14 protein-coding genes are annotated in these 12,753 nt (G+C 61.7%); 1 reads left to right on the top strand and 13 read right to left on the bottom strand.

Going from position 1 to position 12,753, the window contains the following annotated elements; translation table 11 throughout:
* Positions 1 to 20 precede the first annotated feature (20 nt).
* The 13 genes from G3N95_RS13275 to G3N95_RS13215 all read right to left on the bottom strand — a co-directional run bounded on the left by G3N95_RS13275 (position 21) and on the right by G3N95_RS13215 (position 11,533).
* Entirely contained in the window at positions 21 to 431 is a 411-nt protein-coding gene (locus G3N95_RS13275) for an FdtA/QdtA family cupin domain-containing protein (protein ID WP_205970447.1), read from the bottom strand.
* A 1-nt stretch (position 432) separates the two neighbouring features.
* Positions 433 to 1,392, bottom strand: coding sequence for a GNAT family N-acetyltransferase (locus G3N95_RS13270; protein ID WP_205970446.1), 960 nt, complete (start codon positions 1,390 to 1,392; stop codon positions 433 to 435).
* The gene (locus G3N95_RS13265; protein ID WP_205970445.1) at positions 1,389 to 2,312 is read right to left on the bottom strand and encodes a hypothetical protein; all 924 of its coding nucleotides are present in this window, start codon (positions 2,310 to 2,312) and stop codon (positions 1,389 to 1,391) included. Before G3N95_RS13265 ends, G3N95_RS13270 begins: the two co-directional genes overlap by 4 nt.
* Positions 2,309 to 2,986 (bottom strand): acetyltransferase, encoded by a 678-nt coding sequence (locus G3N95_RS13260; RefSeq protein WP_205970444.1) that lies wholly within the window; start codon positions 2,984 to 2,986, stop codon positions 2,309 to 2,311. Before G3N95_RS13260 ends, G3N95_RS13265 begins: the two co-directional genes overlap by 4 nt.
* A 9-nt stretch (positions 2,987 to 2,995) precedes the next feature.
* On the bottom strand, positions 2,996 to 3,745 hold the full coding sequence (locus G3N95_RS13255) for an SAM-dependent methyltransferase (protein ID WP_205970443.1): 750 nt from the start codon (positions 3,743 to 3,745) through the stop codon (positions 2,996 to 2,998).
* Positions 3,746 to 3,775: 30 nt separating this feature from the next.
* Positions 3,776 to 5,131, bottom strand: coding sequence for an ABC transporter ATP-binding protein (locus G3N95_RS13250; RefSeq protein WP_205970442.1), 1,356 nt, complete (start codon positions 5,129 to 5,131; stop codon positions 3,776 to 3,778).
* Positions 5,121 to 5,978, bottom strand: coding sequence for an ABC transporter permease (locus G3N95_RS13245; protein ID WP_205970441.1), 858 nt, complete (start codon positions 5,976 to 5,978; stop codon positions 5,121 to 5,123). The genes G3N95_RS13250 and G3N95_RS13245 overlap by 11 nt, the downstream gene beginning before the upstream one ends.
* Before the next feature lie 158 nt (positions 5,979 to 6,136).
* Positions 6,137 to 7,048 (bottom strand): glycosyltransferase family 2 protein, encoded by a 912-nt coding sequence (locus G3N95_RS13240; RefSeq protein WP_205970440.1) that lies wholly within the window; start codon positions 7,046 to 7,048, stop codon positions 6,137 to 6,139.
* Positions 7,030 to 7,923: a dTDP-4-dehydrorhamnose reductase gene (gene rfbD / locus G3N95_RS13235; RefSeq protein WP_205970439.1), complete on the bottom strand. Its 894-nt coding sequence runs from the start codon at positions 7,921 to 7,923 to the stop codon at positions 7,030 to 7,032. Before rfbD ends, G3N95_RS13240 begins: the two co-directional genes overlap by 19 nt.
* Positions 7,924 to 7,930: 7 nt before the next feature.
* A complete protein-coding gene (rfbC, locus tag G3N95_RS13230; RefSeq protein WP_205970438.1) occupies positions 7,931 to 8,482 on the bottom strand; it encodes a dTDP-4-dehydrorhamnose 3,5-epimerase in 552 nt (183 codons plus the stop codon).
* The gene (gene rfbA, locus G3N95_RS13225) at positions 8,467 to 9,360 is read right to left on the bottom strand and encodes a glucose-1-phosphate thymidylyltransferase RfbA (protein WP_241018476.1); all 894 of its coding nucleotides are present in this window, start codon (positions 9,358 to 9,360) and stop codon (positions 8,467 to 8,469) included. Before rfbA ends, rfbC begins: the two co-directional genes overlap by 16 nt.
* A gap of 10 nt (positions 9,361 to 9,370) precedes the next feature.
* Entirely contained in the window at positions 9,371 to 10,432 is a 1,062-nt protein-coding gene (rfbB, locus tag G3N95_RS13220; protein WP_205970437.1) for a dTDP-glucose 4,6-dehydratase, read from the bottom strand.
* 198 nt (positions 10,433 to 10,630) lie between these two features.
* The gene (locus tag G3N95_RS13215; protein ID WP_205970436.1) at positions 10,631 to 11,533 is read right to left on the bottom strand and encodes a GDP-mannose 4,6-dehydratase; all 903 of its coding nucleotides are present in this window, start codon (positions 11,531 to 11,533) and stop codon (positions 10,631 to 10,633) included.
* Positions 11,534 to 11,900: 367 nt separating this feature from the next.
* Between G3N95_RS13215 and G3N95_RS13210 the strand changes: the two genes are divergently transcribed.
* Entirely contained in the window at positions 11,901 to 12,749 is an 849-nt protein-coding gene (locus G3N95_RS13210; protein ID WP_205970435.1) for a symmetrical bis(5'-nucleosyl)-tetraphosphatase, read from the top strand.
* Positions 12,750 to 12,753 lie beyond the last annotated feature (4 nt).

Here is a 12,753-nt window from a genome sequence, read left to right as displayed (position 1 = left end):
ATCGCGGCAGTGGACGACCGTCAACGCGGCTGCAGAGCGGCCAGAAACTGGTCGTAGTCCCGATAGTAGTCCGACTCGTTGAACGGCATCGACGCCAGCACCAGACACACCGAACCCGGATCGAAATTCAGTTCGGCCGCCCAGATCATGGGCGGAATATGCAAGCCATGCCAAGGGCGGTTGAGGTGAACGATCTTCTTGTCCGTCCCGTCGTCCAGTGCAACGTCGAAGCTGCCCGACAGGCAGATCAGGAATTGATGCAGTTCCTTGTGCGCATGCGCGCCTCGAGACTCGCCCGTCGGAATATCGTATAAGTAAAAGACCCGCTTGATATCGAAGGGAACGTGTCGCTGACCTTCCATAAAGGTCAGATTCCCGCGCGGATCCGCGATCTTGGGCAAATCAATAATCTTGCAGTCGGACAGCGCCATGCTAAGCACCTAGTAGATCGATATCGTAAAACTCGTGCACGACGCCTCCGCCTCCGTACTCGTGCTTGTACTGGTAGAGGCCTTCATTGAGGACCGTCCCCTCGCGCTCGTTGCTCGTGCCGAAGTCGAAATAGCGGACACCCGCCGCAGTTGCGTCGGCAATGACGCGATCGAATACCGCGTCGAGCGCGGACACCGCGTAGGCGGCTTCGCTCGCAGCGATATATTGCGCGTGCCATGCGGTGCGAGTCTTGAACACGACGACACCCGCCTCGACTCGACCGTCTATCCGCGCGCAGAACAAGTCGATGAAATCAGGAAACAGCGCGATCAACTGCTCCATCTCATCGATGCTGTGCACGGGAGCGGCATCGTGCTTACGCGTCAGATTATCGGCCAGCACCTGCCACAACGACCGCACCTGCCCGGCACCCGACACCACGGTCACTGACTTCTGTGCCTTCTTCAACCCGCGCCGACGGCGCTCCGAAGGCCTGGCGCGATCGTTCAGGTCGATGGTGCAGGAGAGGTCGCAACGCGAGCGGACGGCGGCGATCCGGAACAGCGCATAGAGATCGTCCTGCGAAGGCCGGACTTGATAGAGATGCGGTACCGCCTTGTAGCGCAAACGCCGATATCCGTCCGCCCGGTAGTGCTCCCTCAGACGCTCGAAAGCTTCGATCGTTCTGCCGCCGCACAAGGCACCCGTGTGCACGATGCCGCCATAGGTGATGCCTGGATGGCTGACGACCATCGAAGGATCGGCGGGCGCTTCGGCGGCAGGAAACACGCCGACGATGGCGCCGTCCTGCATCAGCAAAGCGGATACATCGCGAAAACGGTCGCCGTGATACGCGAGAAAACGGCGCGTATGCAGGAACGTGCCGTTCACCGCGTTCTCGCAGAACGCATCCCAGGCTTCGCTGAGGGACGGTTGATAGCGAACGACGTCGAGAGTCACGACATGAGCTCCGCGACGCAGAAACCCTGCTCGCCAAAGTTATTGCCGTTGTAGAAGCAGTACGTTTTCGCGCCGACCGATATCGGCGCCGAATACATGATGGCTTCCGAATCCACGCCGTCCGGCGATACGTCGAGCCCCATGTCGTCGTCCTTGCGCAACCAGTTGATGCCGTCGCTGGATTCGGCATAGCCGAGACGATACGCAGCAAAGGAAACACGCCTGATCGAATAGAACATCTGGTACGTGCCGTCGTCGCGCTTGACGATCCAGGGCCGGCCGAAACCATGCTCGTCGTCGCCTGTCAGCGCCATCGACAACGTGCCGCTGTCCGACCACTTGAGTCCGTCGGCGGACTCCTGGTATCGCAGATCGTAGACGGGCATCATCTTTCCGCGAAGCTCGGTCCAGTCGTTGCCCGCGACGTACCACAACTTGAATACGCCGCCGTCCTTGATCACGAAGCTGCCGCCGCGAATCATCCGTTCGCTGTCGCTACGGTCGAGAATCGGCGCGCGGCTGTAGCGGGCGAACGTCTCGCCGCCATCCCGGCTGATCGCGAGACCCGTGAAGATCCGATACCGCACGTTCAGACAGAGTTCGAAGCCCGCGTAGTACATGTACACGGTTCGGGCGTCGACGGGAACGAGACTCAGGACCATCAGTCCATTGTCATCGAACGTTCCGGGTTCGCCGATATCGAGCACGGGCTGCGTCGACACGTTCAGGACCTTCGTCGGGTCCGCGCTCGACACGTCGACATAACCCGGCCGGCCGCGCCCCTTGTCGTCCAGGCAGGTCAGATAGACGCGAATCACGTCGTCGTTGAGCCGGTAAGGCGTGGGGCCCATCGCATGCGTGCGCGCCCAGCCGAGCGATCCATCGGGTTTCCAGACGACACCCAGCTTGTGCCACTTCATGCCTTGACCTTGAAAAAACGCCGCGCGGATACCTTGGCCGGCTGAGGCTGCTCGCCCTTGAAAATGCAGTCGGGTTCGGTGTTGCCGAGTATGTTGACGCCCACGCCGAGCCAGTTATCCGCGCCGATGACGACGTTATTGGCGATCGCGGAATTGACGCCGATGAACGTGTTGGCGCCGACCGTGCAAAAGCCGGAGATCACGGCATGAGAGGAGATAAAGCAGTTGTCCTCGATGGTCGAATGATGGCCGATGTGATTGCCGCTCCACAGCACCACGTTGTTGCCGATCTTCACGAACGGCTGCACGGTGTTGTCTTCGAAGATGAAGCAGTGTTCGCCGATCACGGCGTTAGGCCATACGAACGCGCGGCTGCTCACGTAGCTCGCCGCGCGATAGCCCTTGCCTTTGGCGAGATCGTAAAAGCGCGTCCTCAAACGGTTGAGCTGGGAATAGACGAGCGCCGCATAGAACTCGACTTCGGCGGGATCGAAGAAACGCTCGATCTCCTCGAACGGCACGACGGGCAAGCCAAACAACTGATCGCGGCCAAGGAAGGCCGAGTCGACGGAGAACCCGACGACTTCATATTCCGAGTCGTGCGTGAAGCACTCGTACGCGACTTCCGCGAAGGCGCTGTCGCCGAGAATGACCAGCTTTTTCGTCTTTGTCATATCGTGCCCTCAAGGTCTGACGATGAGGATATCCTCGCGGCGGTTGGCCATTGGAAGCGCCGGGGCCTGAGGCACCACGTAGGCATCGAATCCCTGCGCGCGCGCCCGCTGGACGAGGGACATCACGACGGCATCGTCGATCTGGTCGAATTCGACCTTGTTGAATTCGACGACGGGCGCCTCGTCCGTCTTCATGTAATCCTTGTGGAAGCGCACACCCGTCTCGCTGGCGAAGAAACGCTTGCGCTTCGAGATGTTCGGGATGTCGCCGATCAGCATCTGCCCGCCCGGCGCCAGCAACGACAGCGACGCATCGAGAAAGCGGAAGAAGCTCACATCGACGAACACGTAATGCAGCACGCTGTAGCACAGGATCACGTCGACCTTGCCCGCCTGCTCCGCAATCCAGTCCGGGCATTGCGGATACATCGCGTCCACCTTTTCGATGAAAGGCGCATCGTCGAGCAGCTTCAGCATTTCCATGCTGTCGATCAGCGTCAACGGATGCCCCTTCGACGCGCACAGATCGATCAGCATTTTCGGCAAGTCGCTGCAGCCGGGACCGATATCGACGACCTTGCGGCCGTCCTGATTCAGGTTGGTCAGCTTGGCGCAGATGTCCGCGAAGATCGCCGCTTCGTGGCCTTGACGATATGAGTCGGGAAACCCGATGCGCTCGTATTTCGACATCGACTCATCCTGCGCGAAGCGCCGGAAATCGTCGAAGCCGATATGTTCAAACCGGTTGGGTGACGCCATGCTCATTCCTCCACCAACGATACATTCGCTCTACGCCGCAACGCGTGCACTGATTTCCCTGACTTCGAACTCGACGTCCTGCCAGACCATCGCCGGGAAAATGTTCTCGGCGCGCGGGCCGAATGTACTCTGAAACACCCTGCAGTTTTCCAGCACATCCAGGTATTGATGAACCTTGTTCTGCTGAACCATGTTCTCGATGCCGACGTTCACGGTGTAACCGCCCTGGGTCAGCGTATTGGTCCCCGTGATATCGATGCAGTAAACCTTGCCTGCCTCGAAGGACGGCATCTCGACGTCGGGGAAGTTGGAATTCATTGCCCCGACCACCTGGTTGCCCTTGAAATCGCGCGCCGAATAGCCCACCACGGGCCGCTCGATATCCACGTTCGCCTTGACGATCACGCGCACCGTATACGACTCGTGCAACTCGAGCAGTTCCGTCGGCGTTCCCTGAGCGTTCATGATAGTGACATTCAGGATCGTGGCGCGTCCGTCGCCGTAGCGCGTATGACCGTCGAGGAAAGTCGCGGCTTCCTGCGAAATGACCTCGTCTGCGGGCGCCACGTCCACCTGCTCGGGCGCGGCTTCCACGGGATGCCCGCCCGAGATCCGGTTGATCTCGAGGTTCATCTCGCTGACGTAAGCTCCGACCACCTGCTTCGGAGCGCCATACGCGACCGCCCGCCCCTGCTTCAGCCAGAGCACCTTGCTGCAGATATTGCGCACGCTGCTCATATCGTGGCTCACGAACAGCACCGTCGTGCCGCGGTCCATCAGCTCGCGAAGCCGGACCATGCACTTGGCCTGAAACGCGAGATCGCCGACGGCCAACGCCTCGTCGACGATCAGAATGCTCGGATCCATGCTCGCCGCAATCGCAAACGCAACGCGGACGTACATGCCCGACGAATACATTTTGACGGGTTGATCGATGAACATGCCAACGTCGGCGAACGCGACGATGTCGTCGTAGCGCGCCTCGATCTCCTGCTTGCTGAGACCAAGCAGCGTGCCGTTCATGAAGATGTTCTCGCGACCCGTGAACTCCGGGTTGAAACCCGCGCCCAGTTCGAGCAGCGCGGCGACACGGCCATTCACCTCGACATGACCCTGCGTCGGGCTCAAGGTGCCGCAGATCATCTGCAACAGGGTGGACTTGCCACTGCCGTTGCGGCCGATGATGCCGACCGTCTCGCCCTTCTTCACCTCGAAGGACACGTCGTTGAGCGCCCAGAACTCGCTGAAATAGTGCTTCGGCTGCCCGCCGGCGAGCCGCTGGATGCGCGGCAGCACGAACTGCTTCAGGCGGTCGCGCGGCGTTTCGTAGATCTGGTAGCGTTTGGCGAGCTGGTGTACGCCGATAGCGATATCGTCAGAGGACATCGGCGAACCCCTTTCTTGTCTTCTGGAACCACGCATAGCCGGCCCACGCGACGAGACACGCCGCGATCAGGTAGAGGGCAAGCCCCAGCCAGTTGGGCAGCTTTCCCCAAACCAGCACGTCGCGCGCCTGCTCGATCACAAACGTGAGCGGGTTGGCCATGATGAACGGCCGAAAGCGCGGCGGCACCGCGTCAACAGGATAGAACACGGGCGAAAGAAACATCAGGACGGTAGTCAGCAGCGAGATGGTCTGCCCCACGTCGCGCAGGAACACGCCGAGCGAAGCGAGCATCCACGCGAGGCCCAGCGTGACGATGACGAGCGGCAGCAGCACGAGCGGGAAGAACACGACCGTCCAGGGCAGGCTGCCGTTGAAAATGAGGATCGCGCACAACAGCACCGCGACACTGACCAGACTGTGGAAGAGCGCCGCGCCCATCGTGGAGACCGGCAGCACTTCGATCGGAAACACCACTTTCTTCACGAAGTTGACGTTCGCGATCACCAGCGTGGGCGAGCGGTTGATCACTTCCGAAAACAGATTCAGCACGATCAGCCCGACGAACAGCAGCACGGCGAACTCGGTCTTGCTCTGCACGGCGCCCGCACCGCCCCAACGCGCCTTGAACACTTCGGAAAACACGAAGGTGTAGACGGTCAGCATGAACAGCGGCTGGACAAATGACCATGCGAGTCCCATCGCGGAACCTTTATAGCGGCCGAGCACCTCGCGGCGCGTCATCTGCGCGATAAGCTGGCGGTTGCGCCACAGCCCCGACACCAGGGAAACAGGGCCGCAAGGCGTCGCCGCGTGCGGGTCGATCGCCCGGGTCGTCGGCACGTTCATGCGTAACACTCCAAAATAAGCTCCTTCAATCCGTGATCGCGGGCAACGCGGCCGCTCTGCCTGCGCCGCCCAATTACACTCACACTCGCGTAGTCATAAAGTCGCGCAGCCCGCCGCTCGCGGGCCACGTCGCAATCGAATGGCCGGGCTCCGTCGCCTCAGTGGCGCCCCAGCCGGCCAGCCCAGCCGTCTCTCAGGCCCCGCAAGGCCATCATGATGTGCTGCGAACGCTGGTCAGGGAAGAACGAATAGACCACGAGCCGGACGGGAAGCTTGACCAGCTCCGTGGTTTTCCAGCTCCACGGCATGTACGAGCGCTTGAGCAGAGCGATGACGTTGCGGAACTGATAATAATGGCGCAACGGCCCGTGCATCGGGTACGGGCGGCCAAAAATCCGCACGGGTTCGGCGCCGAGTTCGTGGCTCATCCGTATCCACGGCAGCCCCAGAATACGGTAGCCCTTCTGCTTCGCCCGCACACACCACTCCAGATCGACGAAATCGATAAAAAGCGCGTCGTCCATCGGGCCCACCTCGGACCAGTAGCGCAGGTTAATGCAGGAACCGGAGGTAATCAGAAAGTCGACATCGATGGGCTCGTTGCCCTCGGGCACCAGCCGTTCGAGTTTCCAGTGACGGAACCTCACGAACGGCGCGACGCCGCCAAGACGCGGATCATCATACGCGGGGCCGACGAGCGCGACCCGTTCCCCCGCCTCGTTCGAGCGTGCGACTTCGGCGGGAAGGTCCGTCAGGAGCGCGGCGGGCGGATCGCTGTCCTGGTCGAACAGCAGCGCCATCTCGACGCCGTTGCGCCGGAGCGCCTCGATGCCCTGATTGAGCGCGGTCGCAATGCCGACGTTCTCGCCGTTCGGCAGATACTCGACAGCTTCCGACAAGCCGAGGCTGGCAGCCGGGCGAATGGCAGGGGTGTTGTCGACCACGACGCAATGCATCGTCGACGCGAGCCGGTTGGCTCGTTCGATACACGCTGCGTCCGGATTGAAAAAAACGACCACCGCACCGGCACGGGGCGCAGCCGACTTCTGCGTCAAGGTGCCGCCATGCATAGCTGCAACGCGTCACGCCAATCCGGGGCACGCACACCGAATGCGGCAGCCAGTTTGTCGTTCGACATCGACGAATTGGTCGGCCGGCTTGCCGGTGTCGGGTAGGCGGAGGCGGGAATGGGCTTCACGGACGGCTTTTTCTGCAGGTCCGAGAACTCGAAGATCGCCTCGGCGAAGCCGTGCCACGACGTGACGCCCCCGGACGTCAGATGGTAGACGCCCGAGTGCTCGCGCCACCATTGCTCGCCGTCGGCGGCAGTGGCCTGGGCCAGCACGTGTGCGGTCGACGTTGCAATCGTGTTCGACCATGTCGGCGCGCCGAACTGATTCGCGACGACACTCAACTCCTCACGATCCGCGCCAAGGCGCAACATGGTCAGCAGAAAGTTCTTGCCGCGCGTGCCGTACACCCAGCTGGTGCGAAAGATCAGATGCGCGCCGCCGACGGCGGCAATCGCCTGCTCGCCTTCCAGCTTGCTGCGCCCGTAGACATTGATGGGATTGACGGCGTCGTCTTCGACATACGCACCGTCTTTCGTGCCGTCGAATACGTAGTCCGTCGAATAGTGGACGAGTGCCGCGCCCAGGCGCTTCGCCTCTTCGGCGAGCACGGCGGGCGCTTCGGCATTGATCCGCATCGCGGCGTCGACATCCGTTTCCGCCTTGTCGACGGCCGTGTAAGCGGCCGGGTTCACGATCAGTGCGGGCTTTACTTCCCGCACGACACGGCGAACCTGCTCCAGGTCGGAAAGATCGAGTTCGCCGCGGCGCGGCGCGACGATCGTGCCGAGCCCCTGAAGGCTGCGAGCCAGTTCGAATCCGACCTGGCCGTTGACGCCCGTCAGCAGGATGGTCCGTTGCGCAGACGCCGTCATATCACCCTCACGCAAAGCATTCGGCTTCGCTCAGGCGCTTTCCGGCTGCGTCTTTGGCGGCCAGCACCGGCTCGAAATCGATCGGCCATTCGATGCCGATCTCGGGATCGTTCCAGACGATGCTGCGCTCGTGCTCCGGCGACCAGTAGTCAGTTGTCTTGTAAAGGAACTGCGCCGACTCCGACAGCACGACGAAACCGTGCGCGAAGCCGGGCGGAATCCACAGTTGCCGGTGGTTGTCGCCCGACAGCACGACGCCGGCCCACTTGCCGAAATTCGGCGAACTCTTGCGTATGTCCACCGCGACGTCGAACACTTCGCCCTCCGCCACCCGCACGAGCTTTCCCTGCGAATGCTGGATCTGGTAGTGAAGCCCGCGCAGCACACCCTTCGCGGAACGCGAATGGTTGTCCTGCACGAACTCGACGCCCGCCTCGACCTTCTCTGCAAATTCCCGTGCGTTGAAGCTTTCCAGGAAAAAACCGCGCGCATCACCGAACACCTTCGGCTCGATGAGCTTGACTTCAGGAAGCGCCGTTGCAGTTACGCTGATGGCCATGCGACTTGGTCCGTAAGAAGGTTTTGCAGATACTGCCCGTATGCGTTCTTCGACAACGGCTTGGCGAGCGCAAGCAATTGCTCGGCGCCGATCCACTTACGCCGGTACGCAATCTCTTCCGGACACGCAACCACAAGACCCTGCCGCTTCTGCAGCGTCGCGATGAACGTCGCCGCTTCAATCAGCGAATCGTGCGTACCCGTATCGAGCCAGGCATAGCCGCGGCCCATGATTTCCACATCGAGCGTCTTCTGCGAAAGGTAACGCGAATTCACGTCCGTGATTTCGAGCTCACCACGGGCTGAAGGCTTGATATCGGCAGCAATATCGCAAACTTGATTGTCGTAGAAGTACAGACCCGTCACCGCGTAGTTCGAACGCGGCTTAGCGGGCTTCTCTTCGATCGACAGCGCGCGGAAGTCCTTGTCGAACTCGACCACGCCATAGCGCTCGGGATCGTGCACGTGATAGGCGAAAACCGTTGCGCCATCCGTGCGCGCATTCGCGCGTTCCAGCTGCTTCGCCAGATCGTGACCGTAGAAAATGTTGTCGCCGAGAATCAGCGCCGACGGATCGTTGCCGACGAAGTCCTTGCCGATGATGAACGCCTGCGCGAGGCCATCCGGCGACGGCTGCACCGCATACTGGATGTTCATCCCCCACTGGCTGCCGTCGCCGAGCATCGCTTCGAAGCGCGGCGTATCTTGCGGCGTCGAGATGATCAGCACGTCGCGGATGCCCGAGATCATCAGCGTCGACAGCGGGTAATAGATCATCGGCTTGTCGTACACGGGAAGCAGCTGCTTCGATACGACATGCGTTATAGGATACAGCCGGGTGCCCGAGCCGCCCGCCAGAATAATGCCCTTGCGCGCCATCGTTCCGCCCTTACGCGCGTTGCGCGTAGTTCGTTTCGACCCACTTGCGGTACTCGCCCGAAGCGACTTCGTCGACCCATTCCTGGTTGTCGAGATACCACTGCACCGTCTTCGCGAGGCCCGTTTCGAACGTTTCCGCCGGCAGCCAGCCCAGCTCGCGCTCGAGCTTGCGCGCATCGATGGCATAACGGCGGTCGTGGCCCGGACGGTCGGTCACATACGTGATCTGGTCGCGATACGAGCCCTGCACCTTCGGACGCTTCTGATCCAGCAGGTCGCACAGCGTATGCACGACTTCGAGGTTCTTCTTCTCGTTCCAGCCGCCGACGTTGTACGTCTCGCCCGGCACGCCGCGCGAGAGCACTTCGCGGATCGCGCTGCAATGGTCGCCGACGTACAGCCAGTCGCGCACGTTCTGACCGTCGCCATACACGGGCAGCGGCTTGCCCGCGAGCGCGTTCGCGATCATCAGCGGGATGAGCTTTTCGGGGAACTGGTAGGGGCCGTAGTTGTTCGAGCAGTTGGTCGTCAACACGGGCAGACCATACGTGTGGTGATACGCACGCACGAGATGGTCGGAGCCTGCCTTGGTCGCCGAATACGGGCTGTTCGGCGCGTAAGGCGTCGTTTCGGAGAATTGCGGATCGGTCGCCGACAGCGAGCCGAACACTTCATCCGTCGATACGTGCAGGAAGCGGAAGGCTGCCTTGTCTGCGGCATTCAGCGTGTTCCAGTACGATCGGGCTGCTTCGAGCAGCGTGAAGGTACCGACGACGTTGGTCTGCACGAAGTCCGCCGGTCCGTGAATGGAGCGGTCGACGTGGCTTTCGGCGGCGAAGTGCAGCACCGCACGCGGCTTGTGCTCGGCGAAGAGTTTGTCGAGCGCGTCGCGATCGCAGATGTCTGCGCGCACGAACACGTGACGGGGGTTGTCCTGTTGCGATTTCAACGTGCCCAGATTGCCGGCGTAGGTGAGCTTGTCCAGATTCAGGACCGGCTCGTCCGAGGCGTTCAACCATTCAAGCACGAAATTGGCGCCGATAAAGCCGGCACCGCCCGTTACCAGGATCATGGGATTCCTTCTTGAGATTTTCTTGGCCGAGTGGACCGGGTGCCGTGGCGGCAGCCGTCTGGCAATTATTACCTGACTGTCGATGCCGCCGGCAAAACTGACCGGGCGTCACACGGGCGCACGTGGGTACGTAACCGGCCATTATAAAGGTGTCGAAGAGAAACACCAGCGCACTAACAAACTGATGCAGTTTGAAAATCAGGCGATGGAAAGCATCCAGCCGATGGTGTCTTCGAGGTCGATGGCGGGCATGTCGGGCACGACGCGATTGAGCCGCCTGGCCGATCCGACCAGCACCTTGACCTCATTTTGACGGACGAAGGCGGGATTTACGCGAATTTCGAGATCATGCCCGGACGCCTCGCGCGCGATGTCGATGATATCCGTCAGGGTGCGCGGGCTGCCGCTGCACACATTGAGCGTCTCCCCGGCGACGGGCGATTCCAGCAGCGCCCGATAGGCCTGCGACACCATCCGGACGTCCGAGAAATCGCGTGCGACATTGAGGTTTCCCAGCTCGATAAACGGCCGCCGACGGACGAAATGGGAAACGATTTTGGGAACCAGGAAACGCTCGGATTGCCCTCGTCCGGTGTAGTTGAAGGGCCGTGTGACAACGATCGGCAGCCGGTCGAACCAGGTCCGCACCAGATGCTCCATCGCCAGCTTGCTCGCCGCGTAGTGGTTGACGGGCGCGGCGGGCGTGTTCTCGTCGACGACGCCTTCCGCGTTGCCGTAGATGTTCGCGCTGCTCGCAATCAGGATCTTGCGCGGCTCGTGTCCGACGTCGACGCAGGCCTGCAGCAGATTCGTCGTGCCGATCACGTTGACGTTGTACATTTCCAACGGATCGTCATGCGCGACGAAGCTGATCGCCGCAAGATGCACGATGAACGCCGGCTTCAGCTCGCCGATCAGACGGCGGCAATCCGACAGGGAAGTAATGTCGAGCGTCCGCTCGCCGGCCGCCGGCTCGCCCGCCGTCGTACCGATGACCTCGTAACCCGCGTCGGCGAGTTCTTCGCGGACGTAGGCCCCAGTGAAACCGTTCGCTCCCGTGATGAGAACGCGATGGATGACTGGTTGAGACGGATGCCGCAAATCACTTCCTCCCTCGATCTGAGTGCGCCAGGTGCACCTTAAGCGCGCATCGGCCGATTATGTCGGACGAATGAATCGACCCTGTTCATTCCCAATGGGCGTGGAAGCGTAGTTTGACCGCCAGAAAATCCTCAAAAAATCCGAAAAAAATCAAAATAATTCCGTGCTTGCGTCGGGATCGCGGCAATGACGGCGTGGCCGCCGTCCGGACCCGTTTTCGTTGCCGGACACCGCTGGGCACGCGCGCTATCATGTCGCGTTGTGCAATGCAGCTCAGCTGCCAGCGCGTCGAATTCAATGCCGGGCGCATCGTGACAGCGCGAAAACCGCTCGCGACTGTCCCCCTTCGGACCACCACTTCTTGCCGATGACCGCTTCCACCGCTTCCGCTCCCCTCGCTTTCGGCGATCTGCAGGGCTGCCGTACCCAATTCCAGCAATTGCTCGCGAAGGCCGCACCGCCCGCCGACGCGCGACTCTGGTTCGCGGGCGACCTGATCAACCGCGGCGGCGAGTCGCTCGCGACGCTGCGCGACATCATCGCGCTAGGCGACCGCGCGGTGCCCGTGCTGGGCAATCACGATTTGCATCTGCTGTCGGTGTCGGCGGGAATCAGAAAGTCGAAGAAAGGCGACACGATCGAAGAAATCCTCGCCGCGCCCGACGCAGACGATCTGCTGCACTGGATTCGTCACCGGCCGCTCGTTCACTACGAGAACGGCATGCTGCTCGTGCATGCGGGCGTGCTGCCGCAATGGGATGTCGCCCTGACGCTGGAACTCGCCGACGAACTGCAACGTGCGTTGCGCGCGCCGGGCTGGAAGGAAACGCTCGCCGGCCTGTACGGCAACGAGCCGAACCGCTGGAAGCCGGGCCTCAAGGGCATCGACCGGCTGCGCCTCACGTGCACGGCGCTCACCCGCATGCGCTTCTGCAATGCCGACGGCGTGATGGACTTCTCGTCGAGCGGCGGTGTCGGGTCGGCGCCCGCGGGCTTCATGCCGTGGTTCGATGTGCCGGACCGCAAGACCGACGACATCACGGTTGTCTTCGGACACTGGGCCGCACTCGGCCTGATGGTCCGCGACAACCTGATCGGTCTCGATTCGGGCTGCGTGTGGGGCGAACAGTTGTCGGCCGTCCGGCTGGCCCAGTCGCCCGCCGAACGCACCGTCACGCAAGTGGAATGCGAAGGCTGCCGCGCCGATGTGAACTGAACGC

It is taken from the genome of Paraburkholderia sp. Tr-20389, assembly GCF_017104565.1.
GTDB lineage: Bacteria > Pseudomonadota > Gammaproteobacteria > Burkholderiales > Burkholderiaceae > Paraburkholderia.
The sequence above is the reverse complement of the archived record's forward strand: the minus strand, read 5'-3'. Positions and strand labels throughout refer to the sequence as shown.